23 protein-coding genes and 1 pseudogene are annotated in these 22,600 nt (G+C 65.4%); 16 read left to right on the forward strand and 8 right to left on the reverse strand.

Annotated elements, in window-relative coordinates:
- Positions 1-288: 288 nt before the first annotated feature.
- From KEG57_RS36040 to KEG57_RS36055, 4 genes are all read right to left on the reverse strand, one after another.
- On the reverse strand, positions 289-789 hold the full coding sequence (locus KEG57_RS36040; protein ID WP_272459302.1) for a restriction endonuclease: 501 nt from the start codon (positions 787-789) through the stop codon (positions 289-291).
- A gap of 50 nt (positions 790-839) precedes the next feature.
- Positions 840-5,336: a 5'-methylthioadenosine/S-adenosylhomocysteine nucleosidase family protein gene (locus tag KEG57_RS36045; RefSeq protein ID WP_272459303.1), complete on the reverse strand. Its 4,497-nt coding sequence runs from the start codon at positions 5,334-5,336 to the stop codon at positions 840-842.
- 239 nt (positions 5,337-5,575) lie between these two features.
- Positions 5,576-5,872, reverse strand: coding sequence for a DUF5131 family protein (locus KEG57_RS36050; RefSeq protein WP_308215660.1), 297 nt, complete (start codon positions 5,870-5,872; stop codon positions 5,576-5,578).
- Positions 5,873-6,358: 486 nt separating this feature from the next.
- Complete coding sequence (locus KEG57_RS36055) at positions 6,359-7,246, reverse strand: hypothetical protein (protein WP_272459304.1); 888 nt, start codon at positions 7,244-7,246, stop codon at positions 6,359-6,361.
- Between the two features lie 302 nt (positions 7,247-7,548).
- On the opposite strand from KEG57_RS36055, the gene KEG57_RS55815 reads away from it, so the two are divergent.
- From KEG57_RS55815 to KEG57_RS56205, 14 genes and pseudogenes are all read left to right on the forward strand, one after another.
- Positions 7,549-8,205, forward strand: coding sequence for a JAB domain-containing protein (locus KEG57_RS55815; protein WP_272459306.1), 657 nt, complete (start codon positions 7,549-7,551; stop codon positions 8,203-8,205).
- A 219-nt stretch (positions 8,206-8,424) separates the two neighbouring features.
- Complete coding sequence (locus KEG57_RS36065) at positions 8,425-8,589, forward strand: hypothetical protein (RefSeq protein WP_271916077.1); 165 nt, start codon at positions 8,425-8,427, stop codon at positions 8,587-8,589.
- Between the two features lie 143 nt (positions 8,590-8,732).
- Entirely contained in the window at positions 8,733-8,936 is a 204-nt protein-coding gene (locus KEG57_RS36070) for a hypothetical protein (protein ID WP_272459307.1), read from the forward strand.
- An 89-nt stretch (positions 8,937-9,025) separates the two neighbouring features.
- Complete coding sequence (locus KEG57_RS36075; protein WP_272459308.1) at positions 9,026-9,313, forward strand: hypothetical protein; 288 nt, start codon at positions 9,026-9,028, stop codon at positions 9,311-9,313.
- Positions 9,314-9,401: 88 nt separating this feature from the next.
- Positions 9,402-9,977, forward strand: a complete 576-nt coding sequence (locus KEG57_RS36080; RefSeq protein ID WP_272459309.1) for a hypothetical protein — start codon at positions 9,402-9,404, stop codon at positions 9,975-9,977.
- A 99-nt stretch (positions 9,978-10,076) separates the two neighbouring features.
- Complete coding sequence (locus KEG57_RS36085; protein ID WP_272459310.1) at positions 10,077-11,021, forward strand: DUF6744 family protein; 945 nt, start codon at positions 10,077-10,079, stop codon at positions 11,019-11,021.
- 82 nt (positions 11,022-11,103) lie between these two features.
- On the forward strand, positions 11,104-12,249 hold the full coding sequence (locus KEG57_RS36090; RefSeq protein ID WP_272459312.1) for an AAA family ATPase: 1,146 nt from the start codon (positions 11,104-11,106) through the stop codon (positions 12,247-12,249).
- A gap of 3 nt (positions 12,250-12,252) precedes the next feature.
- A complete protein-coding gene (locus tag KEG57_RS36095; protein ID WP_272459313.1) occupies positions 12,253-13,422 on the forward strand; it encodes a vWA domain-containing protein in 1,170 nt (389 codons plus the stop codon).
- Positions 13,419-13,820: a DUF6573 family protein gene (locus KEG57_RS36100; protein ID WP_272459314.1), complete on the forward strand. Its 402-nt coding sequence runs from the start codon at positions 13,419-13,421 to the stop codon at positions 13,818-13,820. The genes KEG57_RS36095 and KEG57_RS36100 overlap by 4 nt, the downstream gene beginning before the upstream one ends.
- Positions 13,821-13,891: 71 nt before the next feature.
- Positions 13,892-14,230, forward strand: a complete 339-nt coding sequence (locus tag KEG57_RS36105; RefSeq protein WP_272459315.1) for a hypothetical protein — start codon at positions 13,892-13,894, stop codon at positions 14,228-14,230.
- A gap of 76 nt (positions 14,231-14,306) precedes the next feature.
- Positions 14,307-15,845 carry a YifB family Mg chelatase-like AAA ATPase gene (locus KEG57_RS36110; RefSeq protein WP_272459316.1) on the forward strand — a complete coding sequence of 513 codons (1,539 nt, stop codon included), beginning with the start codon at positions 14,307-14,309 and terminating at the stop codon, positions 15,843-15,845.
- Positions 15,845-16,168 (forward strand): hypothetical protein, encoded by a 324-nt coding sequence (locus KEG57_RS36115; RefSeq protein ID WP_272459317.1) that lies wholly within the window; start codon positions 15,845-15,847, stop codon positions 16,166-16,168. Before KEG57_RS36110 ends, KEG57_RS36115 begins: the two co-directional genes overlap by 1 nt.
- 134 nt (positions 16,169-16,302) lie before the next feature.
- Entirely contained in the window at positions 16,303-17,298 is a 996-nt protein-coding gene (gene recA, locus KEG57_RS36120) for a recombinase RecA (RefSeq protein ID WP_272421413.1), read from the forward strand.
- A gap of 170 nt (positions 17,299-17,468) precedes the next feature.
- Positions 17,469-17,774 (forward strand): annotated as a pseudogene (locus KEG57_RS56205) (DUF6884 domain-containing protein); the annotation flags it as partial.
- Positions 17,775-17,861: 87 nt separating this feature from the next.
- On the opposite strand, the gene KEG57_RS56210 reads toward KEG57_RS56205, so the two are convergent.
- Both KEG57_RS56210 and KEG57_RS56460 read right to left on the reverse strand, forming a co-directional pair.
- Positions 17,862-18,065 (reverse strand): hypothetical protein, encoded by a 204-nt coding sequence (locus KEG57_RS56210; protein ID WP_372518269.1) that lies wholly within the window; start codon positions 18,063-18,065, stop codon positions 17,862-17,864.
- Positions 18,066-18,099: 34 nt separating this feature from the next.
- The gene (locus KEG57_RS56460; RefSeq protein WP_504968481.1) at positions 18,100-18,678 is read right to left on the reverse strand and encodes a YwbE family protein; all 579 of its coding nucleotides are present in this window, start codon (positions 18,676-18,678) and stop codon (positions 18,100-18,102) included.
- Positions 18,679-18,926: 248 nt separating this feature from the next.
- On the opposite strand from KEG57_RS56460, the gene KEG57_RS36130 reads away from it, so the two are divergent.
- Both KEG57_RS36130 and KEG57_RS36135 read left to right on the forward strand, forming a co-directional pair.
- Positions 18,927-19,559, forward strand: coding sequence for a DNA sulfur modification protein DndB (locus KEG57_RS36130; RefSeq protein ID WP_272459349.1), 633 nt, complete (start codon positions 18,927-18,929; stop codon positions 19,557-19,559).
- The gene (locus KEG57_RS36135; RefSeq protein WP_272459318.1) at positions 19,556-19,732 is read left to right on the forward strand and encodes a hypothetical protein; all 177 of its coding nucleotides are present in this window, start codon (positions 19,556-19,558) and stop codon (positions 19,730-19,732) included. The genes KEG57_RS36130 and KEG57_RS36135 overlap by 4 nt, the downstream gene beginning before the upstream one ends.
- A gap of 469 nt (positions 19,733-20,201) precedes the next feature.
- On the opposite strand, the gene KEG57_RS36140 is transcribed toward KEG57_RS36135, so the two are convergent.
- Positions 20,202-21,749, reverse strand: coding sequence for a nucleotidyltransferase (locus tag KEG57_RS36140; protein ID WP_272459319.1), 1,548 nt, complete (start codon positions 21,747-21,749; stop codon positions 20,202-20,204).
- Positions 21,724-22,560: an SLATT domain-containing protein gene (locus KEG57_RS36145; RefSeq protein WP_272459320.1), complete on the reverse strand. Its 837-nt coding sequence runs from the start codon at positions 22,558-22,560 to the stop codon at positions 21,724-21,726. The genes KEG57_RS36140 and KEG57_RS36145 overlap by 26 nt, the downstream gene beginning before the upstream one ends.
- Positions 22,561-22,600 lie beyond the last annotated feature (40 nt).

Consider the following 22,600-nt stretch of genomic DNA (forward strand, 5'->3'; position numbering starts at 1 on the left):
GCGATCACCTTCCGCGCTTCACTGTACCCGCTGCTTCGGGTACGTCGGACCGCGTCTTCGCGAGCTTCCGCTGCACACGAGGCTTTGCCGTCGCCACACCCGGGAGAGGCAAAATCGTCTAGGAAGCCGTCTCAGGCGCATGCTGTGCCACCGGCGGGGTCTCGAACCCCGGCAACGGCAGCGTCTCCCCTCTCGGACGTGCCGCGGGTGGAGCTCGCTTGATCGTCACGTTGCTCGACAGCGGCGCCGGGTAGTCGATGCCCCTGCCTGCGAGGAGCTGCTCCACCGTCAGGATTTGGATCCACGGGTGCCGCCCCATGGCGAGTCGTAGAAGCCGTCCGTCGCGGCCTCCTTCTCCATCTCGCGCGTCGGCGCGTTCATCGTGAGTAGCGCACCGATCTCTGCTTGCTCCCGCTCGAGCACGCCGCGCAGCTCGCGCACGTGCATGGGCATGACCTTGCCGGCCTTCGCCGAGATGACGATCTGCTTCGTCCTTCCCCCGCGCCCCGGTTCATCATGAAAGAAGAGGCGCCCGTCGATCCCCTTGTCGAGCCCGTGCTTCTTCTCGGCCCGACGCGCGCCAACGCGCCCGAAAATCCACCACTCGAACTGGTGCCAGTTGTCGCACGCGAGCTGCCGCGCGTCTTCCACCGTATTCGGCTCGCCGACCACGTCGAACTCCGCACCGGCCCCGAACGCCGCCAGCAGCCGGTGCTTCACGAGGTCGATCGCGAGGTGCGTGATGTCGATCCCGATCCAGCGGCGGCCAAGCCTGTGGGCGACAGCCACGGCCGTTACTGTTCATGCAACGATATGGGACCGATACCGGATCCCTCGAATTAGTTCTCACGCGGAGCGAAGGCACCAAGACCTAGCGCGTGGAACACGAACGAGGCCGCGCGCTCTGCCGCCAGGGCTTGTCGTTCGGATTTCTTCTCGTGCTTGTTGCCATCGGCATAGTCACAAATCGCCTTGACGACGACCCAGTCGACTTTCTTCTCCATCGCGGCCCCGTACAGCCCTGCGCCCTCCATTTCGCCCCCCTTGGCTTCGGGGAAAAGCGTTCGCAGTGTGTCGCGGTAATCGATATTGTCAATGAGTGACGGACCCGAAAGCAGAAGGCACGCGTCGCACCCCACAGATCCGCCCTGGTTCCAGTATTGCTTCGCAGCATGGAATCGATCGAGCAGCCACGGGGTCGCGGTCGCCCTATCACCACGGGGAGTGATGTGTAGCGCCCCGGTATCTTTGTCGGTGCCCATGCGTGTAGGACCGTAGGGTTGCAGTTGCAGGGAGTAGAGCACCTGCCCGATGGGTTGCTTTTCTGGATCCACGCCAAACGCAATGCCCACCATGATGATTGCCTGTGGCGCTACCTCGCTGATTGCGTTGTAGGCGGTAGACATGGAGCCTCCTGGTGTCTCAGAGCCAGCCTGCACGGTACTCACGAGCAAGACACGCGCTCCCCCGATCTCCCCGAAATCACGGTAGGTCCTGGTCCCGAATCTCAAAATAGGGCCACGTCCCGTCGTTACGCGGGCAGCATCGAGGACGGCCCGGGTTTCGACCTCTGTCACTGTCATGAGCAGGACGTCACATCGTTCGACAAGCCGCTTGGTATTCGTCGTTCCTTCGTTCATAGTCCTTGTATTGTGTGCACTCGGGCCTGTCATTGCGCGAGGTCGTAGGGCGATCACCTCCTCGGGCGACAAGAGCCTCCGCGCCCCCGCCAGCGTTTGCTCCTCGGCTCGAATGCGCATGAATTTAATCCAGTCTTGTCCGGGTAGCGCTTGCTCGATGCGCCGGAGGGCCTCGACGGAGGCTTTCGTTCCACGCTGGGTCACAACTGTTAGCAGGGCATTGCGAACCTCGGCAGCGCTGTCGCGTGAAGTAACGGTCTGCATTTTGCCCGTGAATCGGTTACGGTCTCCTTCGTGGGGAAACTGCTCCTCCATCCACAAGAAGAGATCCGCGAGTTGGTTTTCCGAGAGACCCTGCCAGCGCGAATCGCGTCGTGTGTCCATTCGCGACGCGGCACCGAGCACCACCTTGTACCCAAATACTGGATCGTCCCGAAACACGGGCTCTAGGATCGGCCAACCGGCGTCCTCCACTTGCCGGAAGAGCTCCTGAGCGGCCAGCCGAGCGCGCTTCCTTGCCTTTCCTTTCTTCGGAAGGGGGAGGGTCAGGAGGGATGCGGCGTATTCTCTCGCAGCCGCGACATGATGATGTAGAAGATCGCCCAGTAAGGAACCGAAAACCTCCGGCTTGAGGCCAGAATCCTGCACCTTCATGAACAGGAACGAGCCGAGGCGTGCGTCCCAGCAATGGGCAAGCTCTCGGGTGACGAATACCTCATTGCCTCTTCGACTCTCTTCGTCGAAAAGAACATCCAGCGCCGCGAGGGTTTCGTTGGGTGCATGGCGATACGTGAGGCCGACGAGCTGTCGGTGGAGTTCCGTTGTCGGATGTTCGTGAAATTCAGGCGGGTAGCCAAGGGCTACGGGCGCCCATCGTTGCCAGACGGGGGACGGGAGCGCCTCCACCCATCCGGTCGCGAGCGTCCAAAGGAGGAAGAGACCCCGGTAGCCGCCGATCGCCGGCCAGTAATACACGCGTTTCCCCAGCCATTTTTCCGGCTTTGGATCATGCGTCATGATGTAGTGTTTAGCCGCGGCGAGTATGCGCTCACGGATTCCTTGATCGGCATCTTGCCAACCAGGAGATTTGGTAAGGTCCGTAAAGCGGTGGTCTTCGTAGCCGATACTCGTCGGCCGCAGCGACATCTCCTTCTGCATTTGCCAAAACGCATTCATGTCGCCTTGCTCGAATCGTTCGAGGCAACGCAGGACGCGTACCGCCGGCGGTGGGTCCACAAGGCGCTCCTGGCGCGCTGCTCGTCTACGGGCGATTTCGGCTACTTGCTCCTGGTACTTTGCGTGTTCCTTGCGCAGCTCCGCTTCACGCTCCGATCCGAGTTCGATGGGCTCAAGTCTTCGAAACGCCTCCCTTAACTCGGCGTGCCGCGGCATTGCGTCGGCAATGGCGTCGATGGCATCGAATGAAGGCACCCAGTGCCCAAGCGCGTGGTCGATGAGTTGAACCCATCGCTGACGCACCGAAGAATTCTCTAGCGCATCGAGCTTTTGTACCATCCACGGGATGTCGTTCGCAGAAAGCAGCCCTTGCATCTCGAAGCGCCAGGGCTCGTTTTTGAGCGGCGCCGCGAGCTGCAAGAATCTCTCGATAAACCGCTCGCGTCGCGCGACGATGTTTCCGGTTGTTTGCTGCCGTTCCTCCGGTGTGACGCGCGCATGGAGAAACAAGTCCTCGTTTCGAGGAAGGCGAACGCTCGCCAAGCGGACGAGAGCATCTAGGATCGCCGGGTCATCTCCGCGCTCCCAGGCCCTCCGCATGAGGTGCTCGATTAGATCCGCAAACGGTTCGATGGGATCGATCGCAGGCCGCAACGCTGCCCACCGAAGCCCCTCTACAAGTTCTGGGTTGGAAAAGGCGGTCCACGATTTTAGGGTGCGGTCGACAAATAAAAAGTATGCCCCAAGATGACCAATGTTTGGCGATCGTGCCAGACATTGAAACATATCTTTCGCCGCCATTTGTTTAGGCCAGAGTGCCGTGAGCGCATAGCCCTTGAGTTCGTCGTTGGGATCCGAGCCAGCCTGTCCCTGAGCCAGCGGTAGAAGGCGCAACCGCGTCTGATCATCCCCGATCTTCGTGACGGCCTGCGCCGCTTGCACACGCGTGTTCACGTCGTCAGCGGGATCGAGCGCGACATCGGCAAGCGCATCCTGGAGCGCATGCACTCTACACGCCTCCGCGATGTCGATCGCGGCTCGTCGAGCCATCCAATCGTTTTCCTTGCCCCGGATCCACGGCTCAAGCTGCTCCTTCAGCCCTGGATGCCAGAGCCTGCGGTAGACCAGCTCGCCGCCTACGTCCAGATCGATCAGTGAGCGGTTCGTAAAGCGCTCGAGCAGCGCAGCCACGAGCTTTTCCCGCTCGACGTCATCCACCATGGCCACGTCGCTCTGCAAAAGCGTCCGGGGATCGTCCTTGACGAGCTTGCGGAACATGTCCACGTCCACGCTCGCCATCCAGGCCGCGACCTCGCGCAGCGCCGGCACGATCTGCACGTGCCCCCCCGACGGGTACAGGATGTCCGCAAGGTCTTCCAGGCGAAAACCACGTTCGCACAGGAATCGAGCTGTGAGAAACTCCGCATACGTCTGGTGTGCCCAGCCGAGAAGGCGGCTCTGGCCGCGTTCGGTGAAGAGCTGGGTCATCTTCAAAGTTTCTTGCACCGCCGCTGCGTCGACCCGTATCATCTCCTCACCAGCGCGCTCACTCATGCCTTTCAGGCGTTCCGCAAGCAATGCGTCTTGGGGAAGGTCGCCAGGGTCCGAATCGAGGAAAATCCTGGATCGGTTCCCCAACACGCAGGCGGCGGCAATACGGGATGCAACGACCATGCGCGATGTCTTGTCCAGGCTGCCCGTGTCCTCATGATCGCGGCGACTTAGGCTCGGTTCGTCGCAGAGGATGTGGCAACCAAGCTCGTAGATCTCCCACCGTGTCTTCGGCAGAGCGCCCTGGGCGCGAAAGCGGCGCAGTAGAAATTCGAGGGTGACCGGCTTGATCGCTAGGGCGGTGGCACCACGGCCTGCAACCTCTGAAAGAAACGCATCCGCGTCCAATCCGGCGGTGTGTGCCGCCAGCGCCACGTCTCTCTTACGCAGCGGGGCGAGCTCGTAGACCGCGACGCAGCTTTTTCCCGCAGCATCTTTTCCCCAAAGCTGATCGAGCCTCGGTTCCAAGACCAGCGGAACCTCGGCCGTACGGCACGCGATGCAAAGGCGGAGCCGCTCGATGGGGCCGCGACGCAGCTTGCCGACGATCTGGGAGGCAGCGTCGACATCGGGATGCTCATCGAGGCTGTCGATGAAGAGGTGAAGCGTGTGCTTTCCTTCGAGCCATCCCATGAACTTCGGGTTATCAAAAAGGTCTGCCTTCAAGTCGCGGTCGATTCGACAGTCGATCGCAAGGAGCACTTCTCCCGGGGGCAGAGATGCCGCTGCGTTGTCGCGTTCGACCTCCATCGCGTCGGTCTTGCCAATGCCCGGCTCGCCCAAAAGGAGGAGACAGGGCTTTGCCTTTATGGCCTCGAAGGCTACCGGAAAGGGGACGGTATCCCCCTTTGCGTACCAGGTCGTTTCCCCATCGGGGTCGAGGAGGTACCCTTCCGCGTCGACCCACAGCCGTCCTTCGCGGGGGCACCAGAATCGCTTCCAGTCGTATCGCTGATTAAAGCTTCCCATGGGCAGGAGGATGTCAGGACCACTGTCCCCGTCGTGCCAGAGGCTAGGCGCCACTCCCTCGCTGTGCAAGCCTACACTGGGCTTCCTGCAGGACCTCAGGCCGTAGCCGCGCCCTCACCGCGCGCACCGTAGGCACGTGCCTCACGTGCAGATCCTCGGGCCACTCCGACCAATCCCCGCCGTACCGATCCTTGAGCTTCTGGGCCTACCCTTCGACCACGGGCACCGAGCGAGCTGCTTTAGGAAGTACGGCACGCCCGCGGCACGACACGCATCGCGCAGCCCGCGGGCACCTCGACGTCGAACGGGCGCGCGTCCTTGCCCGACTCGCCGCCCTGGATCACCAAGTCGATCTGCGGCAACCACTCCCCAAGGTCGATCGCCTCAACCTGCAGCTCGACCGGCAGAAAGCGTAGCGTGTTCGTGTCACCGACCCGGAGCAGCGGTTCGATGCGCCCGATCATCACCGCCGACGTGACGCTCGTCCCCGCCCAGAGGTTCCGTGGCCACGCGACGCCCCCACTCAGAGAATTCAGCCATGCGGTGAGGCCGCTTCGTGAGCCAGGGCCAGTGGTGCTGCCAGCCCTGCGGGCTCGTCACGGGTAGGATGATCTCCTGCTCGAGGTACTTGAACGAAACGGAGTTCGAGAGGGCATCAGACATGTCGGATACGAGAATCAGCCTCGGCGAGCCGTCGAGCCAGGGCTTGTCGATCCTGCGTCGGCCACGAAGATCCGGCCGTCGCGCAGCCTTCGCCACGCGCCCCTCGAACCGCGTCATCTCCTCGAGCACGGGGGCGAAACCGGGGTTTGCCTCGCTTGCACTCGTGGGGAATGCCGACGTAGCAACTCTTGCGCTGCGGGCCCAGAGCTCGCACGGTCATAGCCTATGATCGGGTGGACGGTGTCGTCGCATCACTGGATCGGCGTGCTCCCCGTGCCCTGTCGTGCACGCAGCCACCGGCCTTGCCCGGGAATTGCCGGTCAACAAAGTCGCGACGTCGCGACTATCTTCTCCCCTGCCTACGCGGTCCTTGCCTGCTCGGGCGCGGCCGCTTCTTCCTCGGCCTCGTCCTCCTCCTCGTTGGCCTGGGCGTGGTCGTGAGCCTCTGCATCCCCGCTGGCCTCCGCCTCGTCGTCCTCGTCCAGCTCGTCCTCCTGCACGTCCTCGAGCGCCGGTCGCTCCACCGAGGCGGGCGGTGCGCCGAGCCAGGAGTCGAGCCTCTCGTTGACGTTCTGGAGCCGCTTCACGAGCTCACGTTGCTGCTCGAGCATCTCCGCGAACTTCGCACGGGCCTCTGGGGGAGGCGGGGCCTCTTTCAGCGCGGGGAGAAGACGCTCCTCCCAGTCGCGAACGTGCCCGAGCCAGTTCTTGGACGCGGAGCGCATGCCACTCAGGGTCTTCGCCGTGTTGATCTCCGGCTCTTCACCGCCCGGCGCGAACTCAGCCGCGATGCGGCTCTTAAGCTCCCGCACCGACAGCCCCTCCTTGAGCACCTGGTTGACGTACTTCCTGCGCTTCCGCTTGTCGTCGAGGACTGCGATCTCAAGCAGGTGCGAGAAGCCGATCGGCATGTCGGTCTTCGGGGAGGACTGCGTCAGCAGTTCGTTGAGCTCGTCTCGGGACCAAGCCTTGGCGACCTGCGCATATCGGTACAGCGTCTTCTCATCGTAGCCGAGGGAGGCCGCGATCTGGGCCACGGCCTTCTTGCCGTACTTCCCTGCGTCCGCCGTCGCGTCCTTGACCAGCTCCCCGAGCTGGTGCCGGGCGCGGGTGTCGCGCGGACCTGACTTGGCAAGCTCCTTTCGGACCTTGTCGCATCGATCGCGCAACTCGGGGGCCATCTCCTCGGCGTGTGCTTGTTCGTCGACGGTGGTCTCCACCTCGGCGGCAGCGCTGTTCCTCGGCATCACCTTCTCCTCTTGGCCTGATCGGCGGCAGCTTAGCCACTCGCCTTCTCGTGCCAAGTGGTGCTCCCTACGTGCTTGTACCGGTTCTTCTGACGGTCGCCTGAACGCGCGCTCCTGCCCGCGCGGAGGAGGTGGCCATTCCGTGTTCTTCGCTGCTCACAGGTCCGACTAACGTCGACCCCCGGGAATGAGCAGCGTATTTGCCTTCAAGCGCGCGAAACCTCCCGCTCGATCCGTCCTCGGAAAAACTCGTGCACGCTCGGAGATAAGAGCCACGGCATCGAAAAGGAGGCCCTGCATCCGTGACAGGCTCGCCTGACGCTTCTCTCACCGCTTCCATCATCAACATCGAGCAGTCCACCACCGAGAACCTGATCGACCACGTGCTCGGACGCCCCGGCGTCGCAGCCCATCTCCTCGAATCCCTCGGCAGCCTCGCCGCTCTCGCCCGCCTCTCCCCCGAAGCGCTGACCGAGCGCCTCGCCCTCGCCCCCGACGAAGCCATCCGCATCCTCGCCGCCTTCGAGCTCGGCCACCGCCGCCTCATCGAAGGTACAGACGCACCTCGCATTCTCTCCTGTCTGGAGGTCGTCGCCTGGGCCCACCCGCGGCTCGGACACCTCGCGCACGAGGAGATGCACCTCCTCGCGCTCAGCGGTCAGGGCGCCTTGCGCGGTGCGCGGCTCATCGCACGAGGCGGCCTCCACGCGCTCGCCGTTCGGCCTTCTGACATCCTTCGGGCCGGCCTCGAGCTCGCCGCGTCCGGGTTCGTCCTGGTCCACAACCATCCGAGCGGTAATCCGGACCCCTCACTCGAGGACATCGCTCTTACCCGGCGCATGCAGGAATCCGCAGACCTGCTCGGAATGCCGCTCATAGACCACGTAATCGTGGTTGCATCGGGACGATTCAGCTCGTTCGTCGCGAACCAATGGACGAGCCAATCGAGCTCGCAATAATTGCGATAGTGCGGAGATAAGAATCATGAGGAACCCCTCAACCCTGGAGGTCACCGTGATGTCTCGTCTCTCCCGCTTCCTTCGCGATCCCAAGGCGGTCAGCAAGGCGCTTCGCATCGCAGCGGCCGTCATCACCCTGGTCGCGCAGATCATCACCATCTGCCTGGGCTGAGGAGCCACCTCGTCCCGATTCAATCCGAAAGGTATACAGGAGAACCCATGCCCATCACGCCCAACGCCGCCCCGACGAACCCCGAGAACCCCGGCGCCTCGTTCATCAAGCGCGTCATGGCCAATGATTCGGCGAAAAAAGGCGCCGCCGCCCTCGTGGCCGGTGTCGTGCTCGCGGTCGTGACCGAGGCCATCTGGCCCTCCAATTCGTAGCCGACATCCTCGGCGAGGCGCTGTTCGACGAGCTGCGGCGCCGCCTCAAGGACATCGCCCCCGTCGCCGATGAGACGCTCGAATGGCTCCGGGAGGCGGCACGTCCGCCTCCCGGCGTCGAGCTCGTCAGCGAGGACGGGGCCATGTTCACCGGCGTCGTGTTCGTCGAGCGAAACCGGCCCGTGGCCATGCTGGCGTTCCGGCATGCACCGACACGGCACGCGCCTCGATACGGTCCGCCCCAATACCCCAACCAGTACCCGCCTCCCCATCAGCGCCATCTCTTCGACGAAGACGAGGAGGATCCGCCGCCGGCCTGGAGGCCCAGCAGGTTGTGGGATCGCTGAAAGCGTTCATCGTCCGTCGACCAGGGCGTCCCGCTGGCACGTAATGACGTGCTCCGGGGCGCCCTTCTGTTTCCGGAAAGGAGATTCCCATGCGCGTCAACGGCCGCACGCTTCGCTACTCCACCCTCGCCGAGCGGCGGATGTTCCTCTCGCTCGGCATCACGGAGCTGCGCGTGCCGCGTTCCATGAACCCGTACACCGCCGCCCGGCGAATCGCTCGGGCGGCCAAAAACAACTCGCCCGACATGGAGCTCTTCAAGAGCCTCGCCACGCAGTCGAAGCGGGCGCCCGACCAGGCGCCGGGGCCGTCGCCCGACTTCGATCGGCCCGAGCCCGTGCTGCCGGAGCCGCACGAGCCGCTCCATGCCGCGGCGTAGCAGCCTCGAAGAGCTGCGGTGCGCGCTCAGGATCGCGGAGCCCAATACGAAGAGCCTCAGCCGATACCTCGAGGAGACGTCCGAGCACGTGGCCGTTCTCCTCGGGGTCGAGCGCGAGGCTCTCGAGCAACTCGTCGGCAAACCCGACCGTGAAGTGGGGCCGAAGCTCGAGGCCCTGCTTCACAGGCGAGCAGAAGCGCAGGAAGCCAGGCGCGCGGAGCGGGCGGCCCATATCGCCTGCTCCGCCGCCGAGCATCTCGCTCGCACCGCCGTGTGGCACGAGGGACGGGCGCACCTCGACCCGAGTATTCTTTTCGGTGCCATTCTTGCGGATGTGGGGCACAAGTTCATCGCGTTTCACGGCGGACGTGCCTTCGAGGTCCGCATGCTGCGCCATACGTTGTGGAGCGCGGGTGAAGCGCTTTCCCGGCACGACGACCTTGCCACCTGGGTCGATGCCGAGGGGCTTCACTTTCGCTGGAAGAATGGGCGGGGTGGCCTGAACTTCCTTTCGCAGCACGTCCCCGCGCGCGACATCGCGTACGGGCTGCACGTGTATCTCACACCGCCCGTGCAGCGGCCGAGCGTGCACTGGGCGCAGCGGCCACCACGGCGTCCGGTCTCGCTGGGCGATGAAGTCGTGAACATGACGCTCTTCGCGTAGCGATTGGCGGCAATGTATCACCGTGACGAACGACGTCTGCGGTGCCCTCTCTTCGGACGGCATGCTTGCAATGCATTGCGTCCTCTCACCGGACAACCCATGACCAGCAGCGCTGCTTCGACCCTTTCCCGGTCCCAGCGCCGTGTCGCCGCCGCCGGAGGTCGCCATATCGGCGACATCGTCGGATGGAACACGGAGCGCATCAATGTCTCCCGCGAGGATGCTCGGAAGCTCCTCGAGCCCGAGAAATTCGAGCATCTCATCGTGGACATGGATCCCGCCACGGCGCTCTCCCGCGCTGCCGGCGAGGTCAAGCGGCCGGCGAACATCCTCGTCCGGCCGTTCTCCCGCCCGAACGTCGACACGCCCGCGTCGTTCGGGGTGTACCTCCAGAACAAGATCGACGGCGAGAAGGGCGACAACGTCGTCTGCGGCGCGCGGTGCCGCGTCGATTCGGGCGGCAACCGCATCGTCTCCCTGCCGCCCGAGGGAGGTGCGGGGCTCGAGGCGGCCCTCGCGCATGCCGAGAACATCGCCGCGCACGCGAATCACCTCGTCACGCATTGCGAGACGCGGGACATCTCGAATGTCCTCGTCGCCATCGTGAAGGCCCTCTCGGGTGTGCCCATCCGCAACCGCGGGGGCCTCTACCTGCTTCCGCCGCCGTCCTGCGGCACGTGGAAGCGCCTCAAGCCCGCGCTCGAGGAGCTGCGCGTCGAGCCCCTCACCATCGAGATGCACGACGCGCCGGACAACCTCGCCGTCGCGAAGTCCGCGGCGCAGAGCGCGCTCGAGTCCGACATCGCCGAGCTCCTCACGGATCTCGAAAAGGCCAAGACCGACGGCATGCGGCAGGACGCGCTCACGCGGCGTGTGCAGTTCTGCAACGAGCTCGTCGCCAAGGCCGAGCTCTACCGCGGCGTGCTCGCAGGGGTCTCCGACAAGATCACCACCAGGGTGAAGGAGCTCCAGGACAGCTTCCAGCGCCAGCTCTCGGGCGGTGGGAGCAGCGGGCCGTCGTTCTCCATCGCCGTGAACGACTGATTGCACGACAAACCGGCCCCGTCTCGGGTGACACCGGGGCGGGGCTCCGCCGCGGCTTCAACCAGTCGCGGATTTCCACAACATGAAAAAGAACGGTTCCATCGACATGGGCTCCGTCCGCGCGCGGTTCCGCACCGTGCGTGATGGGCTCAACGCGGTCTTTCGGGAGCGCGAGGACGCGATCGAGTGCATCTTGCTCGCCGCGCTCGCGCAGAGCCACGCGCTGCTCGTCGGGCCTCCGGGCACGGCGAAGAGCGCGCTCTTCTTTGGGTTCCTCGCGTCGTTCACGGACGCGCGGAAGTTCCAGACGCTCGTCACGAAGTTTGGGACCGAGGACGAGTACTTCGGGCCCGTGAAGCTCTCCGCGCTCAAGAACGACCTCTGGGAGAGGAACTTGGATGGCCGTCTCGCGGCCGTCGAGTGCGCCTTCCTCGACGAGGTGTTCAAGGGCTCGGACAGCGTGCTCAATGCGTTCCTGTCCGCCATGAACGAGCGGCTGTACAAGGGGCAGTCGATTCCCCTGCGGCTCCTCGTCGGCGCGTCGAACGAGCTGCCCGAGGAGGAGATTCTCGCGGCGATCTACGATCGTTTCCTCCTGCGCGACGTCGTCGAGTACGTGCAGGCCGATGCGACGTGGATGCAACTCGTCGCCGCGCCGCCGGAGTACAAGCCGGCGGCGCAGATCGGGCTCGCGGAGTGGGATGCCGCGTGCAAGGATGTGTTGCGGCTCGAATTGCCCCAGCGTGTCGTCGACGAGATGCTCCGGCTTCGTACGGCGCTGAAGGCGGATGGCCTCGTCCTTTCGGATCGGCGCTGGATCGCGCTCACGCGCGTCCTCAAGGCCGCGGCGTGGCTCGACGATGCGCCCGCTGTCGAGCTCGACCACCTGTCCGTCCTGAAGTACGGGGTCTGGAACAAGCCGGAGGATCGGGCGCGTGTCGTCGCCGTGCTGCAAACGGTCGATCGCTCCGTCGTCGCTCAGGCGATCGATATCGTGGACGAGGCGCTCCGCGGGTACGCGAATCGGCCGACGGAGCCGGCCGCGTATCAGTCCGCATTGCCCCAGCTCGCGGACAAGGTCACGGAGGCGGGCAAGCGCGTGCAGGACATGCTGAAGAACGGCGTGTCGCGCCGCGCTCACGCGCGCATCCAGCCGAAGCTCGACGAGCTCAAGAAGGCCCACGACGCGCTCACGGCCGACCTCTCCAAGCGCTACGCGCTGCCGTAGGCCATGGGCACGTTTTTGCAGGCGAGGCGCCGGCATCTCTGCGTCAAAGAGGCGTCCTTCGAGGACGCGGAGAAGGCCGGTGATCTCTGGAATGCAATCGTGGGGCTCGGGCGGGATCCGCCGACGCGGTCCTTCGCGGAGGCCGTGAGGGATACGGTTCCCGCCGAGTACATGGCCTTTCTCGCCCTCGACGAGGTCGGCGCGGCCTATGCGTTCGGGCTCTTGTGGAAGGCGGGGAAGCATGTCCCGGAAGGAGCTTCGGCCTTCGAGATGCGGAGTGCTGCCCGCGAAGAGTGGGCGACGTTCGACAAGAAGGCGAAGCAGGTCAAGCACCTGTCGGACGGGTTCGGCTGGGATCTCTCGGCGGCCTGGGCGCAAGTCCGGCAGGTGGATGCTACGGGAGACGATATGGATCGGGTCGAGCGTATTGCTCGCCTGGCTGGTCGCATGTTCGCCTCGCTTCGCGGCGCGCACGCGAGCAAGGTCCACGGGGTCTCGGGCGAGGTGTACTCGGTCGAGCAGGGCAATGACGTCGCCCGGCTTCTGCCGGCAGAGACGGTGCTCCTGACCGACCCGCAGATCGAGATCGTGGCTCTCGAACGAATCGCCTCTCGCCGGGCTGCGCAGTACGCGGTCCGGGGGACGACGAAGAAGTCGAAGGGGCCGCTCGTGCTCGCGCTCGATGAATCCGGCAGCATGCACGGGGTGCGGAACGAGTGGGCGAAGGCCGCTGCGGTGGCGCTCGCCCGTGCAGCTTCGGCAGAGAATCGGCCCGTGGCGGTGGTCCATTACGCGACGTCAACCGTGGTGCAGGTCGTGAAGCCGGGCGACAGCGCGGGGATCGTGAAGATGATCCTTCACTTCCTCAGCGGTGGAACGGCGATCGGCCTGGCCCTCGGAGTTGCGGTGGATCAGGTGAAGGCGCTCGCGCAGAAGGGCCAGCACGGCGCCGACATCATCCTCGTCACGGACGGCATCGACCGGAACGAGGAAGAGCAGAAGAAGTCGGTCGACGCGGCGTCGAGCATCGGCGCGCGGCTCTGGACGGTGGCGATCGAGTGCTCCATCGCGGAGGACTCGCCGCTTCGGAAGAGGTCCGCGCAATACACCGAGCTCAACGACAAGGCGATGACCGAGGGCTCGAGCATCACGCTGCTCGCGGGGGCAACGTGAGCGACGAAGATGATGATGTCGGTGGAGAGTTTGTCTTGATTGCGGCATACAGCCGCGCACAGGCACTTGAAGACGGCACGCTCATCGACGTCACCGAGCTCGCGAAGCAGGCTGGAATCAAGGCGCCGGTGGCGCTGACGCGCTCCGTCTGGGAGAGGTACGTCGAGCTGTCCCCGGCTGCGGAGAAGGCGGGAAACGACACGACGGGCAGGACGTGGGACATCCTCTGGATGTTCCGCTGTGCCGCCCTGCAACGGCCGGATGAAGCCGAGATCCGGTACCAATTGCATGTCGTCACCGACGCGATTGAACCGTCCCTCGTCGAGCTGAAGGCCATCATCGGGCCCGGCGACGACGGCGAGGCGGTCATCACGATCCTCTTGCCCGAAGAGGATTGAGCGAAAACCCAACAACAACAATGCGGCGTGCGGTTCTTCCGTGCGCCGCATTCGCTTTTTCAGGGAGACACATGTCGTCCAAGCAGTCGCCCACGAAGAACGCGGAGACCGAGGAGCAGGAGCGCGTGGAGGAGTGCATGGCCTCGTTCGCGCTCGCCAGCGACGGGCACGTCTACATCCACGAGGACGAGCTGCCCGCCGACAAACGGCGCGGGCGCAAGGAGTGGCGAGGCGTGCGCCTCACGCGGGCCGAGAGCGAGTTCTTCGCCGAGGAGGTGGAGCTCATCATGCCGAACGTGGCCGTCGCGCTGCGGAGCGCCATCGAGAAGGGCAAGCTCGGCGGGCAGGAGCCGCCCGAGGGCGCCGAGCCGGTGAACCCGGGGACGGGGCCGGAGTCGGGCGTCTTCTGATCGGACTGGGCCCGGGGGCATGTGTCTCCGGGCCCGCTTCTTCCTTTTCGCAGTCATTCATTCAAAGGGAGTCGATATGGGGAAGCATCCCCAGTCGGAGAAGTGCCTCCGGAGTGAGGTTCTTTCCATCTCGCTCACGGGCCTCGTCGCGTCGCTCGTGAGCATCGTCGTCACGATCGAGACGGGCGCGAGCTTGTTTGATCTCGTCGGTCTCGCTGAAGTGAGCCTGCGCGAGACGAAGGTGCGCGTCCGCTCGGCGCTCGCGCAGGTCGGCGTGCGCCTTGATGGCTACACCATCGCGGTCAAGGTCTCCCCCGCAGATCTTCGGAATGATGGGTTCTTCGACCTGGCCATAGCGACGGCCGTGATTCTCGCCTTCGAGAAGAAGACGCTGCCGGGCACCGTCGTGCTCGGCGAGCTGTCCCTCTCGGGGGGAGTGCGGCCCGTTCGCGGGGTGCTGCCGGCGTTGCGGGGTGCGGCGAGCAAGGGGATCGAGCATGCGATCGTGCCCCGTGCCAACCTCGCGGAGGCAGCGAGTGCGTCGGAGCTCGATGTACGCGTGGCGGGAAAACTGGATGCCGTGCAGGACTACCTGCGTGGCGCCTGCGAGCTCGAGCGCGCGAGCGTGCCCTTTCGACCGAAGCAGCCCGGGGCGCTCGATCTGTCAGACATGCGCGGGATGCCATCGACGAGGCGAGCGATCGAGATCGCGGCGGCGGGCCAGCATTCAATTCTCTTCATCGGCCCGCCCGGTGCTGGGATTACCATGGCCTCGCGCCGCATTCCCACGCTCCTGCCACCGATGTCCGTGGACGAGGCGCTCGAAGTCACGAGCATCCACTCCGTCGCCGGATTGCTCAATTCGGAGCAGGGGCTCGCTACGAATCGACCGTTTCGCGCGCCCCATCATTCGGTGGCTCCGGCAGGACTTGTCGGCGGGGGAGAGCCCGTGCGTCCCGGGGAGGTGTCCCTCGCCCACGGCGGCGTCTTGTTCCTCGACGAGCTGCCGGAGTTTCGTCGGAGTTCGCTCGCCCTGCTGGAGACCACGCTCGCCCAAGGGGAAGCGGTCATCATCCGGGGGCAGAAACGCACGGTCTTTCCGGCGTGTCCTCTCCTGGTTCTGGCGACGCACGCGTGCCCTTGCGGGTTCTACGGGGACGCGAAACGGCGGTGCACATGTTCCGTCGAGCAGATCCGGCGTCATCGGGAGCGAGTGCACGGGCCGCTGTTTGAGCGAGTCGACATGCAGATCGTGGTGCCGCCTGTCGACGTCGCGCAGCTCGGAAGCAAGGCGAAGGGCGAGAACAGCGAGACGGTGCGGAACCGGGTCGTTGCAGCACGAACGATTCAGCATGCCCGGGCGGCGCGGCAGAAGGTCGCCTCCTCGCTCAACACCGCGTTGAACGACCGCGACCTCGAGCGCATCGCCACGCCTGATGCGCAGGGGAAGCGGACCCTGGAGCAGGCCGTCGAGCGGCTCGGGTTGTCTGCGAGTCTCCGGACCAAGGTGCTCCGTGTGGCCCGAACGATCGCCGACCTCGACGGGAGCGAGGTCATCCGCGCACCGCACGTCGCGGAGGCCGTTCTCCTCGCTCCCGTCTTTGGGCTCGGCTGATGACCGACACCAAAGAGCCGGAGGAGGCCGATAATGGACCTCCGACCGAACCGGGCATGAAGGCGAGGCCCACCATCCCCTCGGAGGATCGCTGGCACATCGCCTCGTGCTCGGAAGGCAGGGCCATCATTCGTGATCAGAACGGACTGTTCGTCGGGGAGGTCATCGAGGCGGATGCCGAGCTCATCGCGGCGGCTCCCGAGCTTCTCGACCTCGTGAACGACCTCCTGGACGACCTGCGTCGCGATCATCGCATTGCCGAGGCCCTGGCGCTCTGCGAGCGCCTGGCCATGCACGCGAGCGGCGGGCAAAAGCAGGGATAACAACCACGGCGCTGCTCCTGGGCATCGCACGAACAAGCACCCGAGCCCGGATGTGCCGTGAATGGCGGCTCCTGGGAGCTTTGACCCGCGCACCTTCCCGGGGAGGTGCGCTTTTCTTTTGTGGACCAACGACCATGCAGCAGAACAACGGCGCCCTCCGCGGCGCCCTGCAGGCCATCGAGAAACAGTACGGCAAGGGGGCCATCATGAGCCTCGGGGACGACAATCCCGATCGCGGCGTGCGGGTTTTGCCCACGGGCTCGCTCGCGCTCGATGCCGCGCTCGGGATCGGAGGATATCCGCGCGGCAGGATCGTGGAGATCTACGGGCCCGAGTCCTCGGGCAAGACCACGCTCACCCTGCACGCGCTCTACGAGGCTCAGAAGGCGAAGGGCATCGCGGCGTTCATCGATGCCGAGCACGCGTTCGATCCGAACTACGCGCGCAACATCGGCGTCGACGTCAACCGCTTGCTCATCTCGCAGCCGGACAACGGCGAGCAGGCGCTCGAGATCGTCGAGACGCTGACCCGCTCCGGCGCCGTCAACATCATCGTCATCGACTCGGTCGCGGCTTTGACACCGAAGGCCGAAATCGAGGGCGATATGGGCGACGCGCACATGGGCCTCCAGGCGCGGCTCATGAGCCAGGCCCTGCGCAAGCTCACGGCCATCGCGTACCGGACCGAGACGCTGCTCATCTTCATCAATCAGCTCCGGCACAAGATCGGCGTCGTCTTCGGCAGTCCCGAGACGACCACGGGAGGCAATGCGCTCAAGTTCTACGCGAGCGTGCGGCTCGACGTGCGCCGCATCGGGGCGCTCAAGGTCGGCGAGGAGGTGCTGGGCTCGAAGACGCGCGTGAAGGTCGTGAAGAACAAGTGCGCGCCGCCCTTCCGGGAGGCGGAATTCGATATCCGCTGGGGAACGGGGATCGACGCGGCCGGGGACCTGCTCGACTTCGCCGTCGCCCACGGCATCGTCGAGAAGACCGGCGCGTACTTGTCCTTCCGCGGCGAGACGCTCGGCCAGGGCCGGGAGAAGGCGCGCGAGGCGATCAAGGGGCCGCTGGGCGCGGCGATCCGGAGCGCCATCGAGCACTCCCTCGCGCAGCGGTCGGCCGCGGAGTAGTTGAGGGGCCTGTGCGGACGCCTGTGCGTCATCACGCGGGCAAGAAGAAGTAGAGATCAGCGCGTCGTCGGAGTCGCCGAGGCAACTCGCAGGACTTCTGACGCGCGCACAGCTCTCTCGGAGGGTTCATATTCACGGAGAAGCAGCCGGGGGCCAAGCGGGTCGCTCTCGTGGGCTGTTCGGCTCTGAAGAACAAGAAACCGGCTCCGGCCAAGGACTTCTATACGTCGGCGCTCTTTCGCGCCGCCTACGCATACGCCGAGAAGACGTGCGACGTGGTGGTCATCGTCTCCGCCTTCTACGGCGCGGTCGCACCGAAGACCGTGCTGCACCCGTATGACCGGAGCCTCCGCAAGTTCCGGAAGAGCGATCGGGAGGACTGGGGAGCGCGAACGATCGGCGAGTTATTGCCCTCGTTCCGCCCGCCGCCGCAGCTCGTGATCCTCGCGGGCGAGATCTACGCCGACGCTCTTCTGCACCGCGCGCACTGGCACAACCTGCCGCTGCCCGAGCAGCCGCGGCCCCGGATCCGAGGCTGCGGCGTGCGGGTGAAGTGTATCACCTTACCGTCCCCCGTCATGACGCCCGCTCTCCCCCGTGCTTGGCGCTGCGTTCGCGCAGCGTGGAGGCCTGGTGCGCGGCGCTTGTCGAGCCCCGTGAGCTCCGGGCGCAACCACGCCGCGCTCGGCCCGCTCGGTGTGGTTGTTGCCGAGCGGAATGAGCGGGTCGTCCAGAAAACGCACGAGCCCGCTCCACTGGCCCGCCATGTACTTGATCGCCTTGTCCAGCCCGCGGTTCCCCTCAACGCGACAGAATCCTGCGCACCCGGCCGACCTCCCCCGATTCGAGGCGCACCTTGATGCCTCGCGGGTGCTCCGGCGAGCTCGTGAGGATGTCGCGCACCACGCCCTCGGTCAGCGCGCCGGTCTCCTGATCTGCCTTCTGCACGATGGCGACGCGCAAGCCGCGGCGGATGTGCGCCCGCAGCGTCCCTCCGGGCTCCCCGGTTCGCGAGGGGTCGGCCGGGGCCGCTGGTAGGACGATCTTCACGTTGCCTGCGCCCGCCTCTCGCAGCACCGCAGCGACGCTCTCGCAGTCGTCCGTCATCACCAGGAGGTCGCGCCCCTCGACCAGCACCGGGCGACCCAGCCGGTCTCGCCAGCGCGCGCCGAGCGGGGCGTGGTGCTCGTGCGGCACGCCGATGACGCGCGTGATCACCGCGCCCTCGGTGGGGTCGAACTCCCTGCGCACGATGACCCGGCCGAGCGGCGCCCGGACGAAAGGGGCAGGGGCAGGCTTCGGCGCGCGCGTGTCGGCGGCCGGCACGGCGTCGCGGAGCGACGAGAAGGGCTTGTGCTTCAATCCTTTGTCGGAGGACACGATCCCCAGTCTGCCACGATCGATCCTGGAACCGGGGCGCTCGATGCGCCCGGAAGGCTTCGCGCCTCGCTCACACCCTCAAGGCAGGTGAAGCTCCGTCGGCGCGAAGAGGAGAATGCGAGTCCACGTTTGGTCGAGCAGTAGGAAGTTCCCGAAGGCGTCCCACGCCGCTTCGGAGGGCTGGGAGGTGTTCACGTGCACCACGTCGAAGGGCGGGACGTAGCACCCCTGGGTCGAGCTGCGCGATCCTGGACGGCCAGCACAAGCGCGCGGCTATCGCGATGGCGCGCTCGCAGGAGTACATCAAGAAGCGCAAGGGAACGCTGGGCTTGTGCCTGACGTTGTTCGTCGACGCCGGGCTCGAGAGGGCGCAGCAGCGGTTCGCAAATCTCAACCGCTTCGCGGTGCGGCCGAACAACTCGCTCGGGCTCCTCTACGACCACCGCGACGAGCTCGCCAACCTCACCCGCGCCGTCGTGCGCGACGTTGTTCTCTTCCACAAGCTCGCCGACGGGGAGAAGACGTCCGTGGCCGGCGGCTCGAACAAGCTCTTCGCGCTGGCCAGCATCCACGCGGCCACGAAGACGCTGCTCGCGGGGTTCAGCGGGAGCTTCGAGACCGCGAGGCCAATCGCGGTCGAGTTCTGGACCGAGGTGACGCGCGTCATGCCGCTCTGGAACGAGGGCGGCCTCGGCAAGGTCCGGGCGGCCGAGCTGCGGGAGAAGTACGTGCATGGGCACGCGGTCGCGCTCGAGGCCCTCGGCCGGGCCGGCAACGCGCTGCTGCGGGAGCGACGGGAGGACTGGAAGAGCCTCCTGGCGGCCTCGGGACGCTCGACTGGTCCCGCGCGAGCCCGCGCTGGGAGGGGCGCGCTTTGGTGAACGGCAGGATCGCGAAGAACGCTGCGAGCGTCATCCTCACGGCCAACCTGATCAAGGTGCACCTCGGCTTGGAGCTCTCCATCGAGGACCGGCGGCATGAATCCGTGCTGGTCTCCGAGGATGCTCAGGCCGAGGACTTGCAGGGCGACGAGAGGGCGGCGACAGCGGCCTGATCGGAAATGACAAGGAGGCGCTGCTCGAGGAACTGCGCCTCTCTTGAGGCACTGTCGCTCGGGTGCCACTCCCACAGTCTGGAGGTTGGCCGCCGCTCCCTTTCTTAGCTCCCATGTTCCAACAGGGGTCGACCCGATGGGCAAGCCCCGCTTACGGATGTGGTCGCGAATCTCGCGCACGTGCTCGACGACGCTTGCCCTAAGGATCTTCGAGCGGCGAGTCATTCGCCGAAGCCCAAGCACCACGGGGCACGCCTCACTGGCACGCCGGCGCCCGACCTGGACCTGACGCCGGGATACGTGCGTAGCATGCAGGCCAGCGCGCCGACGACGAGCGAGTCGCCCAGCCCGGCTCTGCGAGCACGGGCCCGGCTGCACCGGCTTCTTCCGCGGCGGCCAGGTCCGATGTCGGGAGGCGGCGTCGGCTGCGCAGGGTCAACAAGCGAGCGTGAGCGCGGCTGACGGCGCTCTATTCGATGTTGACCACGAACTGCCCGCTCCTGGCGACGCAGTAGTTGTTCTTCACGATGAAGCACTCGACGCTGTGGCTGCCCATGTACCGGGTGCTCTCCTCTCGCTTGAGGTACCCGCGTACCACTGATACCTCCTCAAATCCCCCTCGCAGCCCGCGGGCATCACGCGCCTGCTGGCCGGTGTTCACGATCTGCCAGTACACCCGATAAGGGGGGGCGACGTCGGTGTCGGCCTCGAAGATGAGGCTGGCCCTCTTCGGCAGCGGATCTCCGTTGCTCCGAAAGTGGAACGGTCGGAACCCGTTTCGGTCGCATCTCGCTGAGACGATCTTGACCGATCCGGTGGACGAACCAGGCGGGGGCTGCTGCCAGGGGACAGGCTTCCGATGTGGAGCGTCGACCAGAACCAGTGGCGCCGTCGCTCGAGCAACCAACGAGCTTCGCTGGGATCCGAGCAAACGCCGCGACCTGGCCATCGAGGCCTCGACGAGCCGCCGCCCCATTCGCGGCGCCAGAATATCCGTAAAACGGGCGGGATCGAGCTCCTGCGCCGCTGCGTTGAAGTCCAGACGCGCGGTGTCGAGCCAGTCGTAGAACGCGTCCTTCAGCGCCTTGTTCGTGCTCCAGGCGTCCGCGAAGTTTTCGCGATCGTTGGTCGGATTGGAGATCCTCGACTCGTCGCCGTTCGTCTCGATGTATTGGTCCATCCGCCCGAGAATGCTGACGAGCGCCTCCGAGAGCGTCGGCTCCTGCTGATAGGCATGAGCAGCAAGCGTCGTGATGATGATCGACCGCGGTCTGAGGTCGGGGCTGTCCTTAAACCGCATGTCCCTATGGCGCTTCAAGATCTGCACGGCCGACTGCAAGGGAGTCTTGACCTTGTAGTCCGGAATCTGAGCCACATTGACGCTCGCTCGCTCCCTGAGCGATGCCAGGCGCTTCTGCAGCGCGACTCTCATCCTCGACACGAACCAATCCGCATACCCCTTGGGGTTGCTGACAGGCCAGTCAGGGCTCCGCACCCTGAAGTTCGGGTGGGTGTAGTCGGTGATCGCCACCGAGGTATCATCTGACGTCTGATATCCAGACATACGCATGATGGCCTGCATCCGGCGGCCATCGGGCACCGACGGCAGCACATCCATGTGGAACTGCGCTCCGTCGGCGTAGTGCAACGTCCAGACGCGATTGGACCGCTCGGGCACGGTCATGGTGTGTGCGGACGCGTAGGCCTTCATCTCCTCGCCAAGCTGACGATGGAGCCACTCCTGCGTCACCGACTCCTTGCCGTAGAAGATCTCGCACACGATGTCGAGGTCGTAGTCCTCCTCGTCCGTCACGGGCCGGATCGCCGTGCCGAGCCGGAAGGACCCCTGCGGGTACACCTCCACGTGTGTGTCGGCGAATGCGGAGGCTGGCCGCCTCAACCACTCTCCGATGGAGTTGTAGCTGCGGATGGCCGCTTCATACCTGGAGTCGGAGACCTCGAGCTCCTCCGCCAGGTCGTCCACCAGTTGGTTAGCGATTTGGAGCGCCATTACCATGCGAGGCCTTCTTCAAGGACGCGGGCAGGAAGGTGTCGATCTCCGCGTCGCTGGACGTGTACTCTTCCTTGTTCTTGAGCGCGTCCTGGGCAGCCGCATACGCTTCAGGCGTCGTTCGGGGGGCCTTCTTGTGGATCGCACCCTCCTTCTCGAAGAGGTCGTCTCGACGTTTGCGCGCCTCTGCATCGCTGATCGCCCTCGTACGGAGGTCCACCAAAAGCGACTGATAGGCCTGGCGGATCGCCCACAGGCTCGCCGCTGTGGCTTGATGCTCCTGAGCTCGCCCGCCGTGGTCCTTCCCCTTCGCGAGCGCCGACACGACTACGGCGATCAGGGAGACGAGTGCGGTGATCACCTTCGCCGCGTAGTTGTCGCCCAATACGACGATGACCGTCCCGGTCGCCGTGATCGACGAGGTCGCGATCTGCGCGATCTTCAAGTTACGAAGCGTCCTCGTGCACGCGTCGGCATCTTTCTCGTGCGTCTTGTGGGTATAGACGACGCCGATGTAGGACTGCCGGATCTGGTCCTCGATGGTTTCGAGAGCCTTCCCGTCCCCATCTGCAGCCGGAGCGGCTGCCGGCGCGGCTTTTTCCGGCGACGGGGGAGGGCTGGTCGCGAGTTCCTGCCCTGATGGTTTGACCACCGCGAGCGCGGAGGGGCTCGCGTCTTCGGCTTTCGTCGATGTGCGTCTTGGCTTGCTCATGGCTCTGCGTAAGAGGTTCGCGGGAACCCGGCCGCGTACCACGGCATCCGGGCTCACGCAAATGGACCTGGTGAGGTGTTCAGGTTTTTCCGGATCGTCCGCCATTCGCGCGGCCACTCGTCGCTGCGGCGCCGCCCACGGACCT

This window comes from Polyangium jinanense (genome assembly GCF_028435365.1).